Origin of the sequence: Planococcus sp. ANT_H30, from assembly GCF_008369335.1 — a bacterium.
Classification (GTDB): Bacteria; Bacillota; Bacilli; order Bacillales_A; family Planococcaceae; genus Planococcus; species Planococcus kocurii.
The window spans coordinates 191,947-217,357 of record NZ_VOBJ01000001.1 but is presented as its reverse complement, the minus strand read 5'-3'; the positions used below and the strand labels follow the sequence as shown (position 1 = coordinate 217,357).

The 25,411-nt window shown below is 41.0% G+C and carries 20 protein-coding genes; all 20 read left to right on the top strand.

The annotated features are described in order from the left end of the window. Positions 1-17: 17 nt before the first annotated feature. The 20 genes from FQ085_RS01095 to FQ085_RS01000 all read left to right on the top strand — a co-directional run bounded on the left by FQ085_RS01095 (position 18) and on the right by FQ085_RS01000 (position 25,375). The gene (locus FQ085_RS01095) at positions 18-797 is read left to right on the top strand and encodes a ribonuclease HII (RefSeq protein WP_149455737.1); all 780 of its coding nucleotides are present in this window, start codon (positions 18-20) and stop codon (positions 795-797) included. A 112-nt stretch (positions 798-909) separates the two neighbouring features. Then, positions 910-2,070 carry an ADP-forming succinate--CoA ligase subunit beta gene (gene sucC / locus FQ085_RS01090; RefSeq protein WP_149455736.1) on the top strand — a complete coding sequence of 387 codons (1,161 nt, stop codon included), beginning with the start codon at positions 910-912 and terminating at the stop codon, positions 2,068-2,070. An 18-nt stretch (positions 2,071-2,088) separates the two neighbouring features. After that, entirely contained in the window at positions 2,089-2,991 is a 903-nt protein-coding gene (gene sucD, locus FQ085_RS01085; protein WP_008430844.1) for a succinate--CoA ligase subunit alpha, read from the top strand. Between the two features lie 320 nt (positions 2,992-3,311). Continuing rightward, entirely contained in the window at positions 3,312-4,208 is an 897-nt protein-coding gene (gene dprA, locus FQ085_RS01080; RefSeq protein WP_149455735.1) for a DNA-processing protein DprA, read from the top strand. 101 nt (positions 4,209-4,309) lie between these two features. Next, entirely contained in the window at positions 4,310-6,379 is a 2,070-nt protein-coding gene (gene topA / locus FQ085_RS01075) for a type I DNA topoisomerase (RefSeq protein ID WP_071153648.1), read from the top strand. Positions 6,380-6,399: 20 nt separating this feature from the next. Next, positions 6,400-7,710, top strand: a complete 1,311-nt coding sequence (trmFO, locus tag FQ085_RS01070; RefSeq protein WP_149455734.1) for an FADH(2)-oxidizing methylenetetrahydrofolate--tRNA-(uracil(54)-C(5))-methyltransferase TrmFO — start codon at positions 6,400-6,402, stop codon at positions 7,708-7,710. Positions 7,711-7,777: 67 nt separating this feature from the next. After that, positions 7,778-8,671, top strand: a complete 894-nt coding sequence (gene xerC / locus FQ085_RS01065) for a tyrosine recombinase XerC (RefSeq protein ID WP_149455733.1) — start codon at positions 7,778-7,780, stop codon at positions 8,669-8,671. Positions 8,672-8,687: 16 nt separating this feature from the next. Continuing rightward, positions 8,688-9,236 (top strand): ATP-dependent protease subunit HslV, encoded by a 549-nt coding sequence (gene hslV, locus FQ085_RS01060; RefSeq protein ID WP_058384939.1) that lies wholly within the window; start codon positions 8,688-8,690, stop codon positions 9,234-9,236. Next, positions 9,233-10,633 (top strand): ATP-dependent protease ATPase subunit HslU, encoded by a 1,401-nt coding sequence (gene hslU, locus FQ085_RS01055; protein WP_058384940.1) that lies wholly within the window; start codon positions 9,233-9,235, stop codon positions 10,631-10,633. The genes hslV and hslU overlap by 4 nt, the downstream gene beginning before the upstream one ends. An 87-nt stretch (positions 10,634-10,720) precedes the next feature. Continuing rightward, positions 10,721-11,500 (top strand): GTP-sensing pleiotropic transcriptional regulator CodY, encoded by a 780-nt coding sequence (codY, locus tag FQ085_RS01050; RefSeq protein WP_058384941.1) that lies wholly within the window; start codon positions 10,721-10,723, stop codon positions 11,498-11,500. A gap of 223 nt (positions 11,501-11,723) precedes the next feature. Next, positions 11,724-12,440: a 30S ribosomal protein S2 gene (gene rpsB / locus FQ085_RS01045; RefSeq protein ID WP_038704256.1), complete on the top strand. Its 717-nt coding sequence runs from the start codon at positions 11,724-11,726 to the stop codon at positions 12,438-12,440. Positions 12,441-12,529: 89 nt separating this feature from the next. After that, positions 12,530-13,414 (top strand): translation elongation factor Ts, encoded by an 885-nt coding sequence (tsf, locus tag FQ085_RS01040; protein ID WP_058384942.1) that lies wholly within the window; start codon positions 12,530-12,532, stop codon positions 13,412-13,414. An 81-nt stretch (positions 13,415-13,495) separates the two neighbouring features. Further along, the gene (gene pyrH, locus FQ085_RS01035) at positions 13,496-14,221 is read left to right on the top strand and encodes a UMP kinase (RefSeq protein ID WP_058384943.1); all 726 of its coding nucleotides are present in this window, start codon (positions 13,496-13,498) and stop codon (positions 14,219-14,221) included. After that, positions 14,221-14,778 (top strand): ribosome recycling factor, encoded by a 558-nt coding sequence (gene frr / locus FQ085_RS01030; protein WP_058384944.1) that lies wholly within the window; start codon positions 14,221-14,223, stop codon positions 14,776-14,778. Before pyrH ends, frr begins: the two co-directional genes overlap by 1 nt. Positions 14,779-14,930: 152 nt before the next feature. Further along, positions 14,931-15,722, top strand: a complete 792-nt coding sequence (gene uppS / locus FQ085_RS01025; protein ID WP_149455732.1) for an undecaprenyl pyrophosphate synthase — start codon at positions 14,931-14,933, stop codon at positions 15,720-15,722. Continuing rightward, the gene (locus FQ085_RS01020) at positions 15,719-16,510 is read left to right on the top strand and encodes a phosphatidate cytidylyltransferase (protein ID WP_058384946.1); all 792 of its coding nucleotides are present in this window, start codon (positions 15,719-15,721) and stop codon (positions 16,508-16,510) included. The genes uppS and FQ085_RS01020 overlap by 4 nt, the downstream gene beginning before the upstream one ends. A 16-nt stretch (positions 16,511-16,526) precedes the next feature. Then, positions 16,527-17,672, top strand: a complete 1,146-nt coding sequence (dxr, locus tag FQ085_RS01015) for a 1-deoxy-D-xylulose-5-phosphate reductoisomerase (protein WP_058384947.1) — start codon at positions 16,527-16,529, stop codon at positions 17,670-17,672. 42 nt (positions 17,673-17,714) lie between these two features. Next, positions 17,715-18,974, top strand: coding sequence for an RIP metalloprotease RseP (gene rseP / locus FQ085_RS01010; protein WP_149455731.1), 1,260 nt, complete (start codon positions 17,715-17,717; stop codon positions 18,972-18,974). A gap of 95 nt (positions 18,975-19,069) precedes the next feature. After that, positions 19,070-20,773, top strand: coding sequence for a proline--tRNA ligase (locus FQ085_RS01005; RefSeq protein ID WP_058384949.1), 1,704 nt, complete (start codon positions 19,070-19,072; stop codon positions 20,771-20,773). A 294-nt stretch (positions 20,774-21,067) separates the two neighbouring features. Further along, complete coding sequence (locus FQ085_RS01000; protein WP_058384950.1) at positions 21,068-25,375, top strand: PolC-type DNA polymerase III; 4,308 nt, start codon at positions 21,068-21,070, stop codon at positions 25,373-25,375. Positions 25,376-25,411 lie beyond the last annotated feature (36 nt).

Sequence of the window (25,411 nt, the reverse complement as noted above, 5' to 3'; positions counted from 1 at the left end):
CGAGAGAAGTTGAATCGATGCAAACAACTACGGAAATAAAAGAAAAATTGAATGGCATAACGGAATGGCAACCGTGGATGGAGGAGCTTGAAAAGGACACGCGTAAAAGTGTTCAAACTTTATTAGCATCTTGGCTACGCAAGCAAATGCATCGAAAAAAATTGTTGGAAAATCATAATTCTAAATTAGTATTCGACGATGTATTCAGAAAATCCAAAGCTGATTTAGTGGCAGGAATTGATGAAGCCGGAAGAGGTCCGCTAGCTGGTCCTGTGGTAACAGCTGCCGTCATTTTGCCTGAGGACTGCTCGAGCCTTGTGGGTTTAGATGATTCTAAGCAGTTGAGTAAAGTTAAGCGCGATCAGTTTGCAGAAATTATTAAAACGATTGCCATTAGCTATTCGGTTCATGTCCAGTCCCCTGAAGAAATTGATCGGCTTAATATTTATCAGGCAACGAAAAGCTCGATGACCCAAGCAGCACTGGCGCTTTCCCCTTCTCCTCATATCGTACTGGCGGATGCGATGATGCTCAAACTGCCAATGCCTTGTGAATCCATCATCAAAGGTGATGCTAAGAGCTTAAGCATTGCAGCAGCTTCTATTTTAGCGAAAACAGGAAGAGATGCCCTTATGGCGGAATACGCTCTTCAATATCCACAGTACGGATTTGAAAAACATTCCGGTTATGGCACGAAAGATCATATCGCAGCGCTTGAAAAATATGGTCCATGTAAAATTCACCGATCAACATTCGAACCGATAAAATCTCTTTTGACAAAAAATTCACTGTTTTAAATAGATGAAGTTTTGTCGGAATAACGAACAACGGTGGACTTTTTGTGACAACTTTAATACAATGGTAAAGGCAATAAAATTACGATAAAGATGTTTGATTGGAGGATGACAGATGAATATCCATGAATATCAAGGAAAAGAACTCCTCAGACAATACGGCGTAGCAGTTTCTTACGGCACTGTTGCTTTTTCTCCGGAAGAAGCAGTAAAAGCGGCGAAAGAACTGAGTACGGATGTTGTCGTGGTTAAAGCGCAAATCCACGCAGGTGGACGAGGCAAAGCTGGCGGTGTTAAAATCGCTAAAAATCTGGATGAAGTCCGTACATATGCAAAAGAACTTTTAGGTAAAGTTCTTGTGACTCACCAGACAGGTCCAGAAGGCAAAGAAATTAAACGCCTGTTGATCGAAGAAGGATCTGACATTAAGAAGGAGTATTACATCGGATTGGTGCTTGACCGCCAAACTGCTCGTGTTACTCTTATGGGCTCTGAAGAGGGCGGAGTTGATATCGAAGAAGTTTCTGAAAACACTCCTGAAAAAATCTTTAAAGAAGTTATCGATCCAGTAATCGGTTTGACTGGTTTCCAGGCACGCCGCATGGCTTTCAACATGAATATTCCGCCAAAGCTTGTAAACAAAGCAGCGAAATTCATGCTTGGCCTATACACTGTATTTATCGAAAAAGATGCATCTATCGTTGAAATTAACCCGTTAGTTGAAACTGGCGACGGCAATATTTTAGCGCTTGATGCGAAATTTGATTTCGATGAAAACGCTCTTTACCGCCACAAAGACATTGTAGAACTTCGCGATTTCGACGAAGAAGATGCAAAAGAAATCGAAGCCTCTAAGTATGACTTAAGCTACATTTCTTTAGATGGGAACATCGGCTGTATGGTTAACGGCGCCGGACTTGCTATGGCAACAATGGACACGATCAACTATTACGGCGGAACACCCGCTAACTTCCTTGACGTTGGGGGCGGTGCGACCGCTGAAAAAGTAACGGAAGCTTTCAAAATCATTCTTTCAGATAAGAATGTAAAAGGAATTTTCGTTAACATTTTTGGCGGTATCATGAAGTGTGACATCATTGCAGAAGGCGTTATTCAAGCTGCCAAAGAAGTAAGCCTTGAAGTGCCATTAGTAGTCCGTCTTGAAGGAACAAACGTAGAAATCGGTAAAAAACTGCTTAATGAATCAGGTCTTAATATCGTAGCTGCTGGAACAATGGCAGACGGCGCTAAACAGATCGTAGAACTTGTAGGCTAAAGAAGGGCAGGGACAAAAATGAGTGTATACATTAACAAAGACACAAAAGTGCTTGTACAAGGAATTACAGGGTCAACTGCCCTTTTCCATACAAAGCAAATGCTTGAATACGGAACGAAAATCGTTGCGGGTGTAACACCAGGTAAAGGCGGAACTGAAGCTGAAGGCGTACCTGTCTTCAATACTGTTGAAGAAGCAGTAAAAGCTACAGGCGCTAACGTATCTGTAATTTACGTACCGGCACCTTTCGCAGCAGACGCAATTCTTGAGGCTGTTGAAGCTGAACTTGACATGGCAATTTGTATCACTGAGCACATTCCTGTATTGGATATGGTGAAAGTGAACCGTTACATGGAAGGCAAGAAAACACGTCTTGTTGGACCAAACTGCCCGGGCGTTATTACTCCGGACGAATGTAAAATCGGCATCATGCCTGGATACATTCACAAAAAAGGACATGTTGGCGTTGTTTCACGTTCAGGTACATTGACGTATGAAGCGACTCACCAATTGTCTGAAGAGGGAATTGGCCAATCGACAGCTGTCGGTATCGGTGGAGACCCTGTAAACGGTACAAACTTTATCGATGTGTTGAAAGAATTCAACGAAGATGAAGATACGTACGCAGTTGTTATGATCGGTGAAATCGGCGGAACAGCTGAAGAAGAAGCTGCTGAGTGGGTTAAAGCGAATATGACAAAACCTGTTGTCGGATTTATCGGCGGGCAAACTGCACCTGAAGGAAAACGTATGGGCCATGCCGGTGCGATTATTTCTGGCGGTAAAGGAACAGCTGCTGATAAAATCAAAGCAATGAACGAAGCTGGAATCGAAGTTGCAGACACTCCATCCGTAATTGGAGAAACGTTGATCAAAGTGATTAAAGAAAAAGGTTTATACGACAAGTGTAAAACTCATTGATCTATAAGGAAGGCTCAAAATGCTGTGTTATCAGTATTTTGAGCCTTTTTTTGCATTGTGAAAATCCGGTGAAAGCAAACTGGCAACAACTGAATTAATTATAGAATTCCTGATTTTATCAAAACCGATACAGTACTGACTGTTTTATCTTAGCTTTTGATAATCCATTAAAAGGATTCTGTCCGAACGGTCATATGGTTAGTACAAAACTTTACTATTCATTTTCCTTTATTTACAGCAAGTGTAAAACCTATTAATATGGACTATAAGTGCATGCGAAGATATGCATTTTTACCTTAAAAAAGAACAGGAGGAATAACATGAACAAAGAATTTACAGAACGGTTACTAGCGCTGCATTACGTATATCCAAAAAGCTTGAACAAATTACTGCCACTACTGGCGGATGATCCAGATTTATCAGCACTTGAACAAAAATCACCAAATGAATTAATGTCACTACTGAACATTAAATTAGAACAAGCAATCAAACTAAAAGCCTCTTACAGACAATCCCTGACATATCCCTTACGTGAAGCCTACGACAAATATAAGATCCTCCCCATGTCTTATCAACATCCTTTCTATCCCGAAAGTTTATTTGAATTAATCGATCCACCGGCTGTACTTTATGCGAAAGGAGACATTGCTTTACTCGCAAATTCTCAAAAAATAGCCATCATCGGTTCCCGAAAAGCCTCTTCATACACACAAAAAGCTCTTGAAAAAATCGTACCTCCGCTTGTTGAAAGCGGTTTTGTTATTGTCAGTGGGCTAGCAAGAGGCGCAGATGCGATGGCCCATCAAAAAACGATTGACTTAGGTGGTCGAACGATTGCTGTTACAGGTAGTGGTTTTTTGCATCCTTACCCAAAAGAAAACAACGCATTAAATGATATAATAGAAGAAAAACAGTTGGTTTTGACTGAGTATCCCCCTTATATGAAACCCTTAAAATGGAATTTTCCGATGAGAAATCGCATCATTAGTGGATTGTCTAAAGGAATTGTTGTAACGGAAGCTCTAGTGAAAAGTGGTACTTTGAGTACAATTGAACATGCGCTAGATCACGGAAAAGATATTTTTGCAGTTCCTGGAGATATTGGTTCGCTATTATCTGAAGGACCGCACAAATTAATTTTAGAAGGCGCAAAACCCGTGTGGAATGGCTGGCAAGTACTCGAAGAATACCAACAAATGACAGCTGAAAAACAATGAAAAAAATGAAAAGCCTTGCATTAAGCTAAAATCTGTTATACATTTTGCAACAGGTAATTCTTTTAAGCATTTTGAGAAACCTCTATGAGGAGGAAATAGTTATGGCGGATTTTTTAGTGATTGTTGAGTCGCCTGCAAAGGCTAAGACGATCGAACGGTATTTGGGTAAGAAATATAAAGTCCGTGCTTCACTTGGACATTTACGCGATTTGCCCCGGAGTCAAATGGGTGTAGACGTGGAAAACAATTATGAACCTCGATATATTACGATAAGAGGTAAAGGACCAATCTTACAAGATCTTAAAAAAGAAGCGAAAAAAGCGAAAAAAGTCTTTCTCGCGGCTGACCCCGACAGAGAAGGAGAAGCAATTGCATGGCATTTGGCGACGGCACTCGGTATTGATCAAACTTCAGATTGCCGTGTCGTTTTTAATGAAATTACCAAAGATGCGATCAAGGAATCATTTAAGCATCCGCGTAAAATTGATATGGACTTAGTCGATGCGCAACAAGCACGACGGATATTAGATCGACTTGTCGGCTACAGCATCAGCCCATTACTTTGGAAAAAAGTAAAAAAAGGCTTATCAGCTGGACGCGTACAATCTGTCGCGTTGCGTTTAGTTATCGATCGAGAAAATGAAATCAAGAGCTTCGAACCAGAGGAATACTGGTCAATCACTGGACAGTTCGAAAAAGCGAAGAAAAACTTCGAAGCGCAATTTTATGGCAACACAAAAGAAAAAATGAAATTGCATAATGAGGCTGACGTTAAAGCGGTCATGTCTTCCATGTCAGGAAAAAACTTTACCGTAAATCGCGTAGTGAAAAAAGAAAGAAAAAGAAACCCTTCGCCTTCTTTTACAACTTCTTCACTTCAGCAAGAAGCTGCTCGTAAATTAAACTTCCGAGCTAAAAAGACCATGATGCTTGCACAACAGCTGTATGAAGGTATTTCAGTAGGGAAAGAAGGCATCACGGGTTTGATTACGTATATGAGAACGGACTCTACCCGAATCTCGGATACGGCAAAAAAAGACACAATGGACTTTATCGTCGAGAACTACGGCGAGGAATACGTAACACAAAAAGCGCCAGCTAAGCAGTCAGCAAAATCACAAGACGCCCATGAAGCGGTTCGACCGACAAGCGTGATGAGAACGCCAGAATCGATGAAGAGCATTTTATCACGTGATCTTTACCGTCTATATAAATTGATTTGGGATCGATTTGTAGCGAGCCAAATGTCATCGGCTGTTCTAGATACAGTTATGGCAGAGTTGCAAAACGGTGAAGCAGTGTTCCGTGCAAATGGTTCACAGGTTAAGTTTCCCGGTTTTATGAAGCTTTATATTGAAGGCACCGATGACCAAAAAGAAGAAAAAGATAATATACTGCCGGAAATGGCTGAAGGCGATATCGTGAAAGCGGTCGACGTTACACCAAATCAGCATTTTACGCAGCCACCTCCGCGTTTTACAGAGGCTCGCTTAGTACGAGCACTTGAAGAACTAGGAATTGGACGTCCATCAACTTATGCACCAACTTTGGATACCATTCAAAAACGCGGCTATGTTACATTAGACGCTAAACGCTTTATTCCAACGGAGTTAGGTGAAATTGTTCATCAGCTAGTGCTCGAGTTTTTCCCGGACATTTTAAATATCGAATTTACGGCTAAAATGGAGCATGATTTGGATACAGTGGAAGATGGCGAAATTGAATGGCGCACCATTATCGATGCTTTTTACCAGAAATTCGAAAAAAATGTCGAAGTGGCAGAAAATGAAATGGAAAAAGTACAGATTAAAGATGAACCAGCTGGTGAAGATTGCGAACTGTGTGGTTCGGCAATGGTTTATAAATTGGGACGTTATGGTAAGTTCATGGCTTGTAGCAATTTCCCTGAATGCCGAAATACAAAAGCCATCGTCAAGCATATTGGCGTGAAATGCCCAACATGTAAAGAAGGCGAAATTGTTGAAAGAAAAAGTAAGAAGCGCCGGATATTCTACGGCTGCGAACGTTACCCAGAATGTGAATTCGTATCATGGGATAAACCAATTGAACGCCCATGTCCGAAATGTAACGAGTTGCTGGTAGAGAAAAAAGTGAAAAAAGGCGTTCAAATCAATTGCACAAGCTGTGATTATAAAGAAGAAGTTCAATAATACTATAGAGGTGTTTAAAAATGACGAAATATGTAAACGTAATTGGGGCAGGATTAGCTGGTAGTGAAGCAGCGTGGCAAATCGCAAAACGCGGGATTAATGTCCGTTTATACGAAATGCGCCCTGTTAAACAGACAGCAGCCCATCATACAGACAAATTTGCCGAGTTGGTGTGCAGCAATTCACTACGTGCTAACTCTTTAACTAATGCAGTTGGAGTTATTAAAGAAGAAATGCGTAAACTGGATTCAGTGATTATCGAATCAGCAGACGGTGCGTCTGTACCGGCTGGAGGGGCACTTGCGGTGGATCGCCATGAATTTGCGGCGGCCGTTACTGACAAAGTAAAAAACCATCCGTTAGTAGAAGTAATCAACGAAGAAGTAACAGAGATTCCAGAAGGCATTACGATTATCGCGACAGGCCCATTAACATCTCCTGCGCTTGCTGAAAAAATACGTGGCTTGACTGGCGAAGAATATTTATACTTCTATGATGCAGCAGCGCCAATCGTTGAAAAAGACAGTATTGATATGGATAAGGTTTATTTGAAGTCCCGTTACGATAAAGGCGAAGCGGCTTACCTGAACTGTCCGATGACAGAAGAAGAATTTAAACGTTTCCACACCGCGCTTGTCGAAGCAGAAGTTGTGCCTCTGAAAGAATTTGAAAAAGAGATTTATTTTGAAGGCTGTATGCCTGTCGAAGTGATGGCGGCTAGAGGTGAAAAAACCTTAACGTTTGGTCCGATGAAACCAGTAGGACTAGAAGATCCGAAAACAGGCGAGCGTCCGTATGCGGTCGTTCAACTTCGTCAAGACGACGCTGCTGGAACACTTTACAATATTGTTGGATTCCAGACGCATTTAAAATGGGGACCTCAAAAAGAGGTATTGAAATTAATTCCTGGTTTAGAGAATGTGGAAATTGTGCGTTATGGTGTGATGCACCGTAACACGTTCATCAATTCACCACGCGTACTGAAACCGACGTATCAGCTGAAAGCAGATGCCAATATCTTCTTCGCAGGTCAAATGACTGGAGTCGAAGGGTATGTAGAATCTGCAGGAAGTGGGTTACTAGCAGGAATCAATGCAGCGAAATTAGCGTTGGGCGAAGAATTGCTAGTGTTCCCAGCGGACACAGCGTTAGGTAGCATGGCACGTTACATTACTGAAGCAGACAGCAAGAATTTTCAGCCGATGAATGTTAACTTTGGGTTATTCCCGGAGCTAGGTGAACGGATTCGTTCGAAACAAGAACGTGCTGAAAGACACGCAAACCGTGCACTCGAATCAATTCAACATTATATGAATACAGTAACGGTTTAATTGATAAAAGCCTCTAAATGTTGTTATAATTTAGAGGCTTTTCTATTTGGTGAAAGGTGGAGCACATATGGAGAAAGAAAAGATGCTTGAATCCTTTATGACCTATATTCAATTAGAGAAAAATTATTCAGAACACACTGTCCACCATTATGAACATGATTTGGCGGATTTTTTTCTGTTTTTGAATGCTGAAGGCGTACCTAACATTAGAGAAGTTGAGTATATACATGCCCGAAACTATATGACAAAGCTATATGATGCCAAGTTGTCTAGAACGACGGTTTCTAGGAAAATTTCTGCGATTCGATCATTTTTCCGTTACGGCAATCGTGAGTTTGGACTAGATGAAGCTGCATTTAGATCTCTCTACCATCCAAAAAAAGAAGAACGTCTCCCACAATTTTTTTATGAAGAAGAGCTTGCGCAGCTTTTTAAGTCCGTTCTAGGTGAAGACAAATTATCAGTACGCAATACCGCGCTCTTAGAATTGTTGTACGCGACAGGAATGCGAGTCAGCGAGTGCGTCTCTATTCGCTTAGGTGATTTAGACCAAGCCATACAGATTGTCAAGGTGATGGGCAAAGGCAGAAAAGAACGTTACATCCCTTATGGGCAATTCGCACAAGACGCGTTGGAACATTATATGGAAGATGTGCGTCCTAAACTGATGAAGAATCAAAAACACGATTACTTATTTGTAAATAGCCGGGGAGAGGCAGTAACCGATCGTGGAGTTCGCCACATTTTGAGCGAGTGCATGAAAAAGGCTTCTGTCAATTCTTCAATCTATCCGCACATGATTCGCCACAGTTTTGCAACTCACTTAATAAACAACGGAGCCGACATTCGGACCGTCCAAGAACTGCTTGGGCATTCCCACTTGAGTTCTACACAAGTTTATACGCATGTGACGAAAGAACATTTGCGCAATACGTATTTAAATTCACACCCGCGAGCTTAGAGAGGAGAATTTCACAATGCAAGAATTCCATGCAACTACGATATTCGCTGTTCGCCACAATGGCCAATGCGCCATGTCAGGCGACGGTCAAGTAACATTTGGTAATGCTGTTGTCATGAAGCACACAGCCAGAAAGGTACGGAAACTTTATAACGGACAAGTTCTGACTGGATTTGCAGGGTCAGTCGCAGACGCTTTTACTCTCTTCGAAATGTTCGAAGGAAAACTGACTGAGTACAACGGCAACTTGCAACGAGCAGCTGTCGAATTAGCAAAACAATGGCGCGGAGACAAAATGCTTCGTCAATTAGAAGCAATGCTCATCATTATGAACAAAGATGAATTGTTGCTCGTTTCAGGTACTGGAGAAGTAATTGAACCTGACGATGGAATTTTAGCAATCGGTTCGGGCGGCAACTACGCACTAGCAGCAGGGCGGGCGTTAAAGAAATATGCAGGTGATCATTTTACAGCTGCAGAAATTGCGAAATCGGCTTTAGAAACAGCCGCAGATATTTGTGTTTATACAAATCATCAAATTGTTGTGGAGGAATTGTCCGAATGAAAAATCAATCAGATTTAACGCCAAGACAAATTACTGACCACTTAGATCGTTATATCGTTGGTCAAAAAGACGCAAAGCGTTCCATAGCAATCGCTTTGCGTAATCGCTACAGAAGAAGCCGTTTGGACGAAGAAATGCGTGGAGAAGTTATTCCGAAAAACATTTTAATGATCGGACCTACAGGCGTCGGAAAAACAGAAATTGCTCGCAGAATTGCTAAATTGACCGGGGCACCATTTATCAAAGTCGAAGCAACCAAGTTTACAGAAGTTGGCTATGTGGGTCGGGATGTCGAGTCGATGGTTCGTGACTTGGTCGAGGCAGCTGTTCGTATTGTCAAAGAGGAAAAGTTTGAAGCAGTTCAATTTCAAGCAGAGTCGGCGGCTAATGAACGAATTGTAAAATTGTTAGCTCCCTCGATGCGTAAAAAACAAGCAAACCAAAATCCGTTAGAAATGCTATTTGGTCAGAAGCTTGAACAAGAAGAAGAAGAAGAACCGACTGCAGAAGTTGAAGTTCGTGTGAAAAGAAGAGAAATCGCTGCGGACTTAAAAGCAGGTAAGTTAGAAGATGAGTGGATAACCGTAGAAGTAGTTGAAAATTCAAATTCTATGTTTGATGCATTGCAAGGTTCGGGCATGGAGCAAATGGGTGCGAGTATGCAAGATGCATTTTCTTCCCTTATGCCAAAGAAAAAGAAAAAACGTCGTTTGCAGGTAAAAGAAGCTCGTCGTATTTTAACAACTGAAGAGGCGGCAAAATTGGTAGATGATGAAGAAGTGGCATCAGAAGCAATTGAGCGTGCAGAACAGCATGGCATCATCTTCATTGATGAAATGGACAAGATTGCTAGCAAGAATGGTTCTTCATCTGTAGATGTGTCACGAGAAGGTGTGCAGCGTGATATTTTGCCAATCGTTGAAGGCTCTACTGTGTCCACAAAATATGGTGCGGTTAAAACGGATTATATGTTATTCGTTGCTGCTGGAGCTTTCCATATGTCTAAACCGTCTGATTTGATTCCTGAATTACAGGGGCGTTTTCCGATTCGTGTTGAATTACAGAAGCTAGAAGTGGGAGATTTTGTTAAAATTTTAACGGAACCAAAACATTCTTTAATAAATCAGTATAAAGCTCTTCTCGAAACAGAGGGAGTTGTGGTACAATTTAATGATGCCTCAATAGTCAGACTTGCAGAAATTGCATATGAAGTAAATCAGGACACAGATAACATCGGCGCACGCAGACTGCATACCATACTCGAGCGTCTGTTGGAAGATTTGTCTTTCGAAGCTTCCGAGATTTCACCGGCACAAATTGACATTACCCCTCAATATGTGAACGAAAAACTCGAGAATGTGGCGAAAAACAAAGACTTGTCACAATTTATTCTGTAAAACAAGGCGAAATAGTTTCAATAAAGAGTAAAAACCTTTAGAATATTGAATAAACAGAGCAAGAATTTATGTAGGAGGTTCATTTAAATGAATTTATTAGGGAAAACAAGACGAATTAACTCAATGCTGGAAGCAGCAGGCGGGAAAAAAGTAAACTTTAAAGATATGGCTGAGACTTTAAGCGAAGTAATCGAATGCAACGCATTCGTAGTTAGCCGTAAAGGTAAAGTATTAGGCTATGCAATTAACCAACAGATCGAGAATGATCGTATGAAAGGTATGCTTGAGGATCGTCAATTCCCAGTTGAGTATACACAAAAGCTTTCAAACATCACTGAAACGACTGAAAACTTGGATGTTAACAGTGAGCACACAATCTTCCCTGTAGAAGAACGCGAATTGTTTAAAAATGGTTTAACAACGATCGTGCCAATTAATGGTGGCGGCGAACGTCTTGGAACTTTGCTTCTTGGACGTGTGGATGCAGAATTCCATGACGACGATTTAATTCTTGGTGAATATGGCGCTACTGTAGTAGGGATGGAAATCCTTCGCGAAAAAGGTGACCGTATCGAAGAAGAAGCACGCAGCAAAGCAGTTGTACAAATGGCGATTTCTTCACTTTCTTACAGTGAACTTGAAGCTATCGAGCATATCTTTGAAGAACTTGATGGCAACGAAGGATTGTTAGTTGCTTCTAAAATCGCTGACCGCGTAGGAATTACACGTTCAGTAATCGTTAACGCACTTCGCAAACTTGAAAGTGCTGGTGTTATCGAATCACGTTCTCTAGGAATGAAAGGGACATACATCAAAGTATTGAACGCAAAATTCCTTGCAGAACTAGAACAATTAAAAATGAACTAAACGAATTTTAAGATGTCAGGAATTTATCCTGACATCTTTTCTTCTGTCTATTTAACCTTATTTAAGATAAAAGTGTTGCGCTTTAAAGCGTTAGCGTGATATAATTTCAAATGGTGTTAAATACACACGCATTTCGATTTGAGTCGTAGGTGCCCAACTTGGGTAACGGTTCAGAGAAGAAAAATGCGGAGGGAAAAAATAACCTATCAGGAGGAAACAAATCATGGCAGTAATCTCAATGAAACAATTGTTAGAAGCTGGTGTTCACTTCGGTCACCAGACTCGTCGTTGGAACCCGAAAATGAAAAAATATATTTTCGTGGAGCGTAACGGTATCTACATCATCGATCTACAAAAAACAGTTCGCAAACTGGAAGAAGCTTATAGCTTCATGAAACAAGTTGGCGAAGAAGGCGGGAAAGTGCTTTTCGTTGGTACGAAAAAACAAGCACAAGACGCAATTAAAGAAGAAGCAGAACGCTCTGGTAACTACTACATCAACCAACGCTGGTTGGGTGGAACACTTACTAACTTCGGTACAATCCAAAAACGTGTGAACCGTTTGAAACAAATCGAGCGCATGGAAGAAGATGGAACTTTTGAAGTTCTACCGAAAAAAGAAGTTGTTCAGTTGAAAAAACAACACGAACGTCTTGTTAAATTCTTAGGCGGTATCCGTGATATGAAAGCTCTACCGGACGTAATGTTCGTAGTTGATCCACGTAAAGAACGTATCGCTGTTGCAGAAGCAATGAAATTGAACATTCCAATCGTTGGTATCGTAGATACTAACTGTGACCCGGATGAAATCGATTATGTTATTCCTGCAAACGACGATGCAATTCGCGCAGTTAAATTACTAACTGGTAAAATGGCGGATGCTTTGCTTGAATCAAAACCGGAAGAAGATGAAGAAACTCAAGCTGAATCTGCTGAGTAATTCACGATTACACAGGTGATAAGCGGCCAACCCCTCTTATCACCTTTTTTTGAGAAAATAGCAACATATCATAAAGGAGGAAATTAATCATGGCAGTTACAGCACAAATGGTAAAAGAATTGCGCGAAAAAACAGGCGCAGGTATGATGGATTGCAAAAAAGCATTAGTCGAAACAAACGGAGATATGGAAGCAGCTTTAGATTTCTTGCGTGAAAAAGGTCTTTCAAGCGCATCTAAAAAAGCAGACCGTATTGCAGCAGAAGGAATCACTTCAATTCTTGTTCAAGAAAACGAAGCAATTATCTTCGAAGTAAACGCTGAAACTGACTTTGTTGCGAAAAACGACGGTTTCCAAACCTTAGTAAAAGAATTGGGCGAGCACCTGATTACAACCAAACCAGCTACTGTTGAAGAAGCAAATTCATCAACTATGTCTAATGGTTTATCAGTTGCAGACCACATTTCAAACGCAATCGCTAAAATTGGTGAAAAAATCACATTGCGTCGTTTTGAAATTCGTACAAAAACAGATGCAGATGCTTTCGGACCATACCTTCACATGGGTGGACGAATTTCAGTACTTGTAGTTCTTGAAAACTCTACAGATTCAGATGCTGCACGCGACATCGCTATGCACATTGCTGCATTAAACCCTAAATACATCTCACGTGACGAAGTTTCTGCTGACGAAGTAGAACACGAACGTAAAGTGTTGACTGAGCAAGCGTTAAACGAAGGCAAACCAGAAAAAATCGTTGCGAAAATGGTTGAAGGCCGCCTTGGTAAATATTTCGAAGACATTTGCTTGCTTGACCAAGCATTTGTTAAAAACTCTGATCAAAAAGTTCGTGATTTCGCTACTTCTACTGGTGGATCGATTAAAGAATTCATCCGTTACGAAGTTGGAGAAGGCATCGAAAAACGTGAAGACAACTTTGCTGATGAAGTTATGAGCCAAGTTAACAAAAAATAAGATTTTTTATCATATGTTTTATCTTGGGGAACACAAGAATGTGTTCCCTATTTTTCAATAAAAGTGTAACGGAGGGTACCGATGAGTGTTCAGCAATATAAACGCATTGTATTAAAACTAAGTGGTGAAGCAATGGCAGGTGGACAGGGGTTCGGATTGTCCCCTGAAATCATCAAATCAGTCGCAAGCCAAGTAAAAGAAGTGGTGGAACTCGGAGTGGAAGTCGCAGTAGTAGTAGGCGGCGGCAATATTTGGAGAGGCAAAGTTGGTTCTGAAATGGGAATGGACCGTGCCACAGCCGATTATATGGGCATGCTGGCAACCGTAATGAACTCATTGGCGTTACAGGATTCATTAGAAAAGCAAGATGTAGAAACGCGTGTCCTGTCATCTATTGAAATGCGCCAAGTAGCTGAACCTTATATCCGCAGAAGAGCCATCCGTCATTTAGAGAAAAAACGAGTTGTCATTTTTGCGGCAGGTACAGGAAATCCATACTTCTCAACTGATACAACAGCAGCATTACGTGCGGCAGAAATTGAAGCCGATGTCATTTTAATGGCGAAAAACAATGTTGATGGCGTGTATTCAGCTGATCCGAAGACGGATTCTACAGCAGTAAAATATGAAGAACTTTCTTATTTCGATGTGATTCAACAAGGCTTGCAAGTGATGGATTCAACAGCTTCAACACTATGTATGGACAATGATATTCCACTCGTAGTATTCTCAATTATGGAAAATGGAAATATAAAAAGAGCTGTACTCGGAGAGAAAATCGGGACAGTAGTGAGGAGAACAATCTAATGCCGAAATCAGTAATGAATGAAACTACATCTAAAATGACTAATGCAATTCAAGCTTTTTCGCGTGATTTGGCCTCTATCCGTGCGGGGCGTGCAACTCCATCAATTCTTGATAAGTTAACAATTGACTACTATGGTTCTCCGACTCCAGTCAACCAAGTGGCAGGAATTTCGATTCCTGAAGCACGGTTGATCATGATTCAGCCGTATGACAAATCAGTTCTTGGTGATATCGAAAAAGCAATCCTTAAGTCTGACTTAGGGCTGAGCCCATCAAACGATGGTTCGGTAATTCGTTTAGCCGTACCTGCACTGACAGAAGAACGCCGCAAAGATCTTGTGAAACAAGTGAAAAAAGAAGCGGAAGAAGCAAAAGTTGGAATTCGTAATATTCGTCGAGATGCGAATGACGAGTTCAAAAAACTGGAAAAGAAAAGTGAAATCACAGTTGATGACTTGCGTGGTTATTCTGACGACGTCCAAAAGCTAACGGACGATAACATTACGAAAATTGATGAAATGGTTAAAGGTAAAGAAAAAGAGATTATGGAAGTTTAAATCGAACTTCATTTCATGTCGAGCGTCCTGTTAAACAGGACGCTTTTTCATGCAAAAAATAGGTGCTGTCTCTTTAAAGAAGCGCACAATGCTGTTTTTTTTGATATGATAAGCAATAGACATGCCGATTTGTACTAGGTGGAGGATTAAATATGTTCAATAAACTATTAAAACGAAATACTGATCAGTCTTTGGGAACCGGAGATCGCTCAGTTTTGATTTCAACTGAAAAGGTTCCGGCTCATATTGCAATTATCATGGATGGTAATGGACGCTGGGCAAAAAAACGTGCACTGCCCAGAGTTGCAGGTCATCACGAAGGGATGAAGACTGTTCGCAAAGTGACTAAGCTTGCCAACGAACTGGGTGTGGATGTGTTAACTTTATACGCATTTTCTACTGAGAATTGGAAGCGACCAAAAATTGAAGTGGATTTCTTGATGCGGTTACCTGAAGAGTTTTTAACAACTTTTCTACCGGAACTGATTGAAGAAAATGTGCGAGTAGAAATGATGGGTTATCGTCATAATTTGCCAGGGCACACATTACGGGCAATTGAGAAAGCGAAAGAAGCTACAAAAGATAATACCGGACTGGTCTTAAACTTCGCTTTAAACTATGGCAGCCGTGCAGAGATTGTGGATGCTGTAAAAGATATCGCAGCGCAAGTAGCTGCTGGGACTTTAGATATCAATGATATAAGCGAAGATCTTATTTCTGGGGGGTTGATGACAAAAGGGTTGCCAGAACCGGATTTATTAATCCGCACAAGTGGCGAAGTCCGTTTAAGTAATTTTATGCTTTGGCAATTGGCCTATACTGAGTTTTGGTTCACGGAAACCTTGTGGCCCGATTTTAATGAAGATTCCTTGTTGGAAGCAATTGGGAATTACCAAAAACGCAATCGGCGTTACGGAGGGTTGAAAGGAGACGAAGTGAAATGAAACAACGGATTATAACAGGTGTCATTGCGGCAGCTCTTTTCATTCCTTTTGTTATTTATGGAGGCGTTCCGTTTGTCCTGCTGGTTTATTTGCTAGGGACAGTAGCGTTGCAGGAACTTTTGAAAATGAAAGGCCGGAGTCTACGGAGTATTCCCGGTCTTATTTCTTTGCTAGCACTTTATGCGTTTATGCTCCCTGATCGTTGGGCAGACCAAGTATTTGAATGGACAGGTTATGAAAAAGTCGAATTTGCCTTTTTAGCCGTTATTCTTCTATTAATACATACAGTTGTCGTGAAAAATAGTTTTACTTTCGATGATGCCGCTTTTGCTGTTTTAGGAACTTTATATGTAGGAATCGGCTTCTTCTATTTTATCGAAACACGCGAAGCAAGCTTGAGTTACTTAATTTTTGCATTATTGGTAGTCTGGTTTACCGATTCAGGTGCATATTTTACAGGGCGCAAAATTGGAAAGCGGAAACTCTGGCCAGAAATTTCACCGAACAAAACGATTGAAGGATTTGTAGGGGGTATTGTTTGGGCAATTGGGATTGCATTGATATTTAACTACTTTATTCCGTTAAATCACTCAATCATCCTGATTGTCATCGTCACAATTATCGCTTCGATTTTCGGACAAATGGGTGATTTGGTAGAATCTGCGCTAAAACGCCATTTCAATGTAAAAGATTCAGGTTCGATTTTGCCAGGGCACGGCGGAATATTGGATCGTTTTGATAGTATTTTATTTGTTATGCCTTTGCTTCATTTTTTACATTTTATCTAAGAGAGGAACTTGCTGAATGGTTAAGAAAATTGTTTTATTGGGAGCTACCGGTTCAATCGGTGTACAAACAGCTGATATCATCCGAGAACATCCGCATGAATTTTCGTTGATTGGATTTTCTGCCGGAAAAAACATGGATGTTACGCGTAAATTGATCGTTGAATTCAATCCGGAAATTGTCTGTATTCAGCAAGCGGAAGATGCTAAAACACTGACAGCAGAATTCCCAGCGACGGCATTCGTTTCAGGTGCGAAAGGATTAATCGAAATTGCTGTTTGGGATGCTGACATCTTAGTTAATGCAGTTCTTGGCAGTGTGGGCCTTGAGCCGACGTTAGAAGCGATTAAGCTGGGGCGTACCATTGCAATCGCTAACAAAGAAACGCTCGTTACAGCAGGCCATTTAGTTATGAATAGTGCCAAACAGTTTGGGGCAGTGATCCTTCCGGTCGACAGTGAACATTCCGCATTGTTCCAAGCGCTCAATGGAGAGAAAAAAGATCAAGCTAGTCGGTTGATTTTGACCGCTTCTGGCGGTAGCTTTCGCGATTTGACTCGTGACCAGCTAAAAAATGTTACGGTACAGGATGCCTTGAATCATCCGAATTGGTCAATGGGATCAAAAATCACCATTGATTCGGCGACTATGGTTAATAAAGGTTTGGAAGTCATTGAAGCTCATGTGCTATTTGGTTTTGCATATGCCGATATAGATGTGGTGCTTCACCGAGAAAGTATTATTCATTCGATGGTCGAATTTCAAGATACGAGCGTAATCGCACAACTTGGAACTCCTGATATGAGAGTGCCAATTCAGTATGCATTGTCCTATCCTAATCGACTTCCACGACCGACAGCAAAACGATTGGATTTAGCTGAAATTAGTCAATTGAATTTTAAAAAGATGGACTATAAACGTTTTCATGCTTTGCAGTTAGCCTTTGATGCTGGAAATGCAGGCGGTACGATGACTACTGTTTTAAATGCAGCAAATGAACAGGCTGTCGCTCTGTTTCTTGACGAAAAAATCAAGTTCTTGCAAATTGAAGAAATGATTGAACGTGCAATGGATCACCATGAAGTTTTAAGCAATCCAGATCTTGAAACCATTCTGCACGTAGATGCTGAAACAAGAAAATCTGTAAAAAACATGCTAAAATGACTAAAGATCAAAACCGAATAAATTTATAAGGATGGGTTTAAAATGGAGACAGTTATCTCGTTTATAATAATTTTCGGTGCTTTAGTATTTTTTCATGAATTTGGTCATTTCCTTTTTGCAAAGCGAGCCGGTATTTTAGTCCGTGAATTTGCGATTGGTATGGGCCCGAAAATTTTGGGTATTACTAAAGGAGAAACGCTTTATACGTTGCGTTTGTTACCAATTGGTGGCTATGTACGTATGGCAGGCGAAGATATGGACACAATCCATCTTCAAGCAGGTCATCGTATTGGTGTTCTTTTAAACAAAGAAGGCCAAGCTAAAAAAATCATCATGAATCAGAAGCATGTTTACCCTGAAATTTTATTTCTTGAAGTAGAAGAAGCAGACCTTGAAAAAGAACTGTGGATCAAAGGCTATGATGAAGATGAAAAGCTAATACGCATTGAAGTTGCGCGTGACGCGGTTGTTGAGGAAAATGGCAGAGAAACCATTTTGGCCCCTTACGACCGACAATTTGATTCGAAATCAGTGGGCAAACGATTCATGACAATTTTTGCAGGACCGCTTTTCAATTTCATTTTGGCATTTCTTATTTTTACAGCAATTGGCATGATGCAGGGTGTCCCAACTTTTGAACCTGTTATTACCGAAGTAACGGAAGCAAGTCCAGCGGCAGAAGCTGGAATGCAAAATGGTGACTTGGTAACTGAAATTGAAGGAAAACAAATTGGCACTTGGGATGAACTAGTTGAATCGGTTCAGACGAATGCGGGGAATCCGCTTGCTTTTAGTGTTGAACGAGACGGTGAGCTGTTAGACTTTACCATTACACCTGAAATTTCAGGTCAATCCGCTGAAGAAATCGGTGTAATCGGTGTACTTTACGAAAGTCCGGTAGAAAAAGATTTCTTTGGATCTTTTGCCTACGGCGCAGAACAAACCATCTTTTGGTTTAAAGAAATTTTCCGTTTGCTTGGTATGCTCGTAACGGGCCAGTTTACAATTGATGCACTTTCTGGTCCAGTGGGCATTTACAAAACGACTGAAGAAGTAGCTAAATACGGATTCTTTACTTTGATGAGTTGGGCAGGTATGCTCAGCATTAATCTCGGCATCATGAATCTACTGCCATTACCAGCACTTGACGGTGGACGTTTAATGTTCTTTATTCTTGAAGCGGTGCGGGGCAAACCGGTGGATCGGCAAAAAGAAGGAATGGTCCATTTTGTTGGAATTATGCTTCTCATGCTGTTAATGATTGTCGTCACTTGGAATGACATTCAAAAGTATTTCTTTTAAATAATAGCAAGTGGGCAGTACTGGACAGGCATATAGTTGCCTGTCCAAAGCTTTTCGTTTTAAAAATTTTATAGTCAGTTGAGGTGTATTTTGGAATGAAACAAACAGCAACTTTTATCCCGACATTACGTGAAACGCCAGCAGATGCAGAAGTGAAATCGCATCAATTATTATTGCGTGCCGGATTTATTCGACAAAATACGAGTGGTATTTATTCGTTCTTGCCACTCGGTAAACGTGTACTTCAAAAAGTTGAAACGGTAATTCGCGAAGAAATGGAAGCAGCGAACAGCGTCGAGATTTTCATGCCTGCACTTCAGCAAGCCGAATTATGGCAAGAATCAGGCCGGTGGTATACCTACGGGGACGAATTGATGCGTTTGAAAGATCGTAACGACCGCGAATTTGCCCTAGGCGCAACGCATGAAGAAGTGATCACAAGCTTATTGCGTGATGAAATTAAATCTTACAAGAAATTGCCATTGAACTTATTCCAAATTCAATCAAAATTTAGAGATGAGAAACGTCCTCGCTTTGGCTTGTTACGTGGTCGTGAATTTTTAATGAAAGATGCTTATTCGTTTCATGCGACGACTGAAAGTTTAGATGAAACGTATGACGTAATGATGCAAGCATATACGAATATCTTTACACGTCTTGGACTAAATTTCCGCGCAGTTATTGCGGATTCAGGTGCGATTGGTGGAAAAGACAACCATGAGTTTATGGTGTTGTCGGAAATTGGTGAAGATACAATTGCTTATTCGGACACTTCTTCATATGCAGCGAATATCGAAATGGCTGCAGTTAACGTAAATTATCCAGTTTCAGACGAAACTCCTGAAACGTTGGAAAAAGTTGCAACGCCAGGTAAGAATACAATTACAGACGTTGCAGAATTTTTTGGAACTACTGCTGATAAATGCATTAAAACAATGGTCTTTAAAGCGGATGAGGAATTGGTTATCGTTTTAGCAAGAGGCGATCATGAAGTGAACGATGTTAAAGTTAAACATGCTACCGGTGCTACTGTTATCGAAATGGCTACACCAGAAGAGGTACAGCAATTATTAGGCTGTGATATCGGTTCGTTAGGGCCTATCAATTTGCCTGAAGATATTCGTTTGTTTGCTGATCACGCAGTGGAAAACATCGTTAATGGAATTGCTGGAGCTAACGAAAGCGGCTATCATTATAAAAATGTAACACCAGGAAAAGACTTTACAGTTCCTGCTTTCCACGACCTGCGCTTTATCCAAGAAGGAGATGCCTCTCCAGACGGACAAGGAACAATTCAATTTGCTAAAGGCATTGAAGTAGGTCACATTTTCAAATTGGGCACAACATACAGTATTCCGTTAAAAGGTACGTTCTTAAACGATCAAGGCAAAGCGATGCCTTACATTATGGGATGTTACGGAATTGGTGTATCTCGTGTATTGGCTGCAGTTGCAGAACAATTCCAAGACGAAAATGGTTTTACCTGGCCAGATGTTGTTGCTCCTTATGAAGTTCATTTAGTACCGGTTAATGTTAAAGACGATACGCAGCGTGAACTTGGCGAAGAACTGTATTCGTTATTAAAAGAAAACCGTTACGAAGTATTACTTGATGACCGCAAAGAACGAGCAGGTGTGAAATTTGCAGATGCAGACTTGATCGGCTTACCAATCCGTATCACCATTGGTAAAAAAGCAGCAGAAGGCATTTTAGAAGTTAAAATACGTCGTACAGGTGAAACATTTGAATGGACGCGTGACGAAGTACTTGAGAAAATACAGCAGTTTTTTAAAAAATAATAACGAAATCTGATATGATGAAAGGAAAGTACACATTGTACTTTCCTTTCTTTTTCTGCCCGCTTCAGAATCTACAGGGATGTCTCAAATGAGCTATCAAAACTTAATGAACGGGTATAGCTACTTTCCTGATTAGGAAAAGAATCACTTACCTTCCTGTTTATTAATTTCTATATTTTTAGGGTTTTAGTTACTTCTATACACATAGCATTTAAAGGAAGAGTGGAAAGCGTCCGCCTAAAGCAATTTTTTACAATTCGCTTTTCTCAAATCACTACCATGAAGGGGATCATTATGACAAACGAGCAAGACTCCAAAATGCGATTCAACTTGCTGCTTCAGCATCTCGACTTAACGGACGATGTGCACATGCCTTTTTTTGAAGAGGCTGAATTGACACGGATGACGGTCCATAAAAAAGAGCGGTCGTGGAAATTTCTTGTGAAATTGAAGAATATCCTGCCGATTGATTTGTACTTATTAGTTAAAGAGCGACTTTATAGTACCTTTTCTCCGATTGCTTCCGTTCAATTAACTATTGAAACAACGCAAGAAACAGCACAAGAGAATCTTGTGTTGTCTTACTGGAAATACGCGGTTGAAGAATTAGCAGACATGGCACCTCCACTGCGTGATCGCTTATTGTCGCAAGTACCTGTATGGAATGGCAATAAACTATTATTACAATGCAATCATCAACATGAAATGATGGCGTTAAAATCAAAATACAGCGAAAAACTAGCAGCAGTATACCGTCAGTTTGGATTTCCACATGTCGCGATCGATTTCCAACTGTCTGACGAAAATCAGGAAGCTGCCCACGAAGCATTTATGGCAGAGCGTCTACGTGAAGAAGAAGAAATGGCTAGAAAAGCACTATCAGATATGAAAAAACGAGAAACCAACCAGAGAGAAAATGGAGCTCCTTCAGGACCATTCCAGATGGGTACTGCTATCAAGCCAGATGAAAATATTGTAGAGATTAAATCCATCACTGATGAAGAGCGCCGAGTGACAGTTGAAGGTTACGTCTTTGATGCAGAAGTGAGAGAACTTCGAAGTGGACGTTCGCTGTTAACAGTTAAAATAACGGATTATACTGATTCAATTCTTATCAAGATGTTCTCGCGTGATAAAGAAGATGCTGAACTCATGGCTAATGCGAAAAAAGGCATGTGGTTAAAAGCGCGCGGCTCGATCCAAACGGACACTTTTGTTCGTGATTTAGTCATGATGGCGCAAGATATGGTTGAGATCAAACCGGAACTTCGCCGGGATACAGCAGAAGAAAAGCGTGTCGAATTGCATTTGCATACACCGATGAGTCAAATGGATGCTGTGTCTTCTGTCGATTCACTCGTCAGTCAAGCGGCTAAATGGGGACATCCAGCAATCGCAATTACCGATCATGCTGGAGTGCAATCATTTCCGGATGCCTATGCTGCCAGTAAAAAACATGGCATTAAAGCAATATTTGGTTTAGAAGCAAATTTAGTAGACGACGGGGTACCGATTGCTTATGAAGAGCGTCATGCGTTATTAGAAGAAGAAACGTTTGTGGTATTTGACTTAGAGACAACAGGGTTGTCTGCTGTATACGACACCATTATTGAACTAGCTGCTGTAAAAATTAAGGGCGGCCAAATTATTGATAAGTTCGAAAGCTTTGCCAACCCTCATCATGAGCTGTCATCGACGACAATTGAGTTGACGGGCATTACAGACGACATGGTCAAGAACGCACCAGAAGTGGAAGAAGTGATTCGCAAATACCATGAATGGGCAGGCGATCATATTATGGTTGCCCATAATGCTTCATTCGATATGGGCTTTTTATACGTATGCTATAAAAAATACGGTATCGATAAAAAGCATGCCACCATTGATACGTTAGAACTGGCCCGCATGCTCCATCCAGAGTTGAAAAGTCACCGGTTAAACACCTTGGCTAAGAAATTTGGCATTGAGCTGACACAACATCACCGAGCCATCTATGATACAGAAGCGACTTCGTATTTATTGACGCATCTGTTAAAAGAAGCAGATCAAAAAGGGATTCTTTATCACGATCAAATCAATGACTATGTCGGTAGTGGGGATGCGTACAAACGTGCACGTCCAACTCACTGTACGTTACTTGCGCAAAACCAAGAAGGATTAAAAAACCTATTCAAGCTGGTGTCTGCTTCACATATCGATTATTTCTACCGAGTGCCGCGTATTCCGCGTTCACTATTGCAAAAACATCGAAATGGGCTGTTAGTCGGTTCAGGTTGTGATAAAGGTGAAGTATTTGAAGCGGTCATGCAAAAATCAATGGAAGAAGTTGAAAAAGCAGCGCAATTTTATGATTATTTGGAAGTTCATCCAAAAGAGGTTTACTCGCATTTAATCGAACGAGAAATGATCCGTGATGAATGGAACTTGGAAGACATTATCCGGAAATTAGTGAAAATCAGCCGTAAATTAGAGATTCCTCTGGTTGCTACTGGCAATGTCCATTATTTAGACGAGACAGATGCTATTTTCCGACAAGTGTTGATTGGGTCTCAAGGTGGAGCCAATCCACTGAATCGAACCAAATTACCAAAAGTACATTTTAGAACGACAAATGAAATGCTAGATGCTTTTGAATTTCTTGGAAGTGAAACAGCGCACGAACTAGTTGTAGCAAATTCCTTGAAAATTTCAGACATGATTGATGTTGTGAAACCCATTAAGGATGAATTGTATACACCGAAGATTGAAGGAGCCGATGAAGAGATCCGTGAGTTGAGCTACAACATGGCAAAACAGATTTATGGATTGCCTTTACCAGAAATCGTAGAGGCGCGTATTGAAAAAGAACTAAAGTCCATTATCGGTCACGGATTTGCGGTTATTTACTTGATTTCACATAAGCTTGTTAAAAAGTCATTGGACGATGGCTATCTAGTAGGTTCTCGTGGGTCGGTTGGTTCTTCGCTCGTCGCAACATTAACAGAGATTACGGAAGTAAATCCGTTGCCGCCACATTACATTTGTAGAAAATGCAAAAAATCAGAGTTCTTTGATGACGGTTCGGTAAGCTCTGGGTTTGACTTAAAAGACAAAAATTGTCCGGATTGCGACGTGCCATATCAAAAAGAAGGTCAAGATATTCCGTTTGAAACCTTCTTAGGATTTAAAGGGGATAAAGTTCCCGATATTGATCTGAACTTTAGCGGTGAATATCAATCAAAAGCCCACAACTATACAAAGGAATTATTCGGTGAAGACAATGTATTCCGTGCAGGAACGATCGGTACGGTTGCGGAAAAAACAGCCTATGGGTACGTGCGGGGATATGCAAATGATCGTGATATGACGTTGCGCGGAGCAGAAATCGATCGTCTGGTGCAAGGATGTTCGGGCGTTAAACGAAGTACCGGACAGCATCCAGGAGGAATTATTGTCGTACCTGATTATATGGACATCTATGATTTTTCGCCGATACAGTTTCCGGCAGATGCGCAAGACTCTGAATGGAAAACAACGCATTTTGATTTCCATTCGATTCACGATAATTTATTGAAGCTTGATATACTTGGTCACGATGACCCGACAGTTATTCGCATGCTACAAGATTTATCAGGAATCGATCCGAAAACCATCCCGACCGATGATCCTGAAGTGATGAAAATATTCGCTGGACCAGAATCGCTCGGTGTAACGAAAGAACAAATTGGTTGCAAAACGGGGACACTTGGCATTCCTGAATTTGGTACGCGATTTGTGCGCCAGATGTTAGAAGAAACAAAGCCAAATACATTCTCGGAACTGGTTCAGATTTCAGGACTTTCTCACGGGACAGACGTTTGGTTAAGTAACGCGCAAGAATTGATTCAAAATGGTACTTGTCAGCTGTCAGATGTAATTGGTTGTCGAGATGACATTATGGTTTACTTGATTTATCAAGGACTCGAGTCTTCACTAGCATTTAAAATTATGGAATCCGTTCGAAAAGGGAAAGGGTTAACGCCTGAATTTGAGGAAGCGATGAAAAAAGAGGGTGTGCCGAACTGGTACATCGAGTCATGCAAAAAGATTAAGTATATGTTCCCGAAAGCCCATGCGGCTGCTTATGTATTGATGGCGGTAAGAATTGCTTATTTCAAAGTACATTTCCCGGTTCTTTATTACGCGGCTTACTTTACGGTTCGTGCGGAAGATTTCGATGTCAATGCTATGGCCAAAGGATCACAAGCGATTCGGACTGTAGTTAGCGAAATTAATGCCAAAGGATTGGAGGCTTCGACAAAAGAGAAAAACTTATTAACGGTTATGGAACTGACACTCGAAATGGTGGAGCGTGGCTATACTTTCCAAAAAGTCGATTTGTATAAATCCTCTGCAGATGAATTTATTATTGAAGGAAATAGCCTGATTCCTCCTTTTAATGCCATTCCAGGACTCGGGACCAATGCGGCAAAATCAATCGTTGCTGCACGCGAGCATGGAGAGTTTTTATCAAAAGAAGATTTGCAGCAACGTGGTCGTGTTTCAAAAACAATCATCGAATACATGGATGATCACGGTTGCCTTGAAGGCATGCCTGAGGCGAATCAGCTATCCTTGTTCTAGCCGGTTGCACCGCGGTGCCGGTTGTGGTATTATTGT

Coding starts and splice junctions, on each gene's coding strand:
- sucC (WP_149455736.1), top strand. CDS start 910: ATGAATATCCATGAATATCAAGGAAAAGAACTCCTCAGACAATACGGC.
- rseP (WP_149455731.1), top strand. CDS start 17,715: ATGGAGACAGTTATCTCGTTTATAATAATTTTCGGTGCTTTAGTATTT.
- pyrH (WP_058384943.1), top strand. CDS start 13,496: ATGAGTGTTCAGCAATATAAACGCATTGTATTAAAACTAAGTGGTGAA.
- hslV (WP_058384939.1), top strand. CDS start 8,688: ATGCAAGAATTCCATGCAACTACGATATTCGCTGTTCGCCACAATGGC.
- dprA (WP_149455735.1), top strand. CDS start 3,312: ATGAACAAAGAATTTACAGAACGGTTACTAGCGCTGCATTACGTATAT.
- FQ085_RS01000 (WP_058384950.1), top strand. CDS start 21,068: ATGACAAACGAGCAAGACTCCAAAATGCGATTCAACTTGCTGCTTCAG.
- codY (WP_058384941.1), top strand. CDS start 10,721: ATGAATTTATTAGGGAAAACAAGACGAATTAACTCAATGCTGGAAGCA.
- rpsB (WP_038704256.1), top strand. CDS start 11,724: ATGGCAGTAATCTCAATGAAACAATTGTTAGAAGCTGGTGTTCACTTC.
- hslU (WP_058384940.1), top strand. CDS start 9,233: ATGAAAAATCAATCAGATTTAACGCCAAGACAAATTACTGACCACTTA.
- FQ085_RS01005 (WP_058384949.1), top strand. CDS start 19,070: ATGAAACAAACAGCAACTTTTATCCCGACATTACGTGAAACGCCAGCA.
- FQ085_RS01020 (WP_058384946.1), top strand. CDS start 15,719: ATGAAACAACGGATTATAACAGGTGTCATTGCGGCAGCTCTTTTCATT.
- tsf (WP_058384942.1), top strand. CDS start 12,530: ATGGCAGTTACAGCACAAATGGTAAAAGAATTGCGCGAAAAAACAGGC.
- sucD (WP_008430844.1), top strand. CDS start 2,089: ATGAGTGTATACATTAACAAAGACACAAAAGTGCTTGTACAAGGAATT.
- topA (WP_071153648.1), top strand. CDS start 4,310: ATGGCGGATTTTTTAGTGATTGTTGAGTCGCCTGCAAAGGCTAAGACG.
- FQ085_RS01095 (WP_149455737.1), top strand. CDS start 18: ATGCAAACAACTACGGAAATAAAAGAAAAATTGAATGGCATAACGGAA.
- uppS (WP_149455732.1), top strand. CDS start 14,931: ATGTTCAATAAACTATTAAAACGAAATACTGATCAGTCTTTGGGAACC.
- trmFO (WP_149455734.1), top strand. CDS start 6,400: ATGACGAAATATGTAAACGTAATTGGGGCAGGATTAGCTGGTAGTGAA.
- xerC (WP_149455733.1), top strand. CDS start 7,778: ATGGAGAAAGAAAAGATGCTTGAATCCTTTATGACCTATATTCAATTA.
- dxr (WP_058384947.1), top strand. CDS start 16,527: ATGGTTAAGAAAATTGTTTTATTGGGAGCTACCGGTTCAATCGGTGTA.
- frr (WP_058384944.1), top strand. CDS start 14,221: ATGCCGAAATCAGTAATGAATGAAACTACATCTAAAATGACTAATGCA.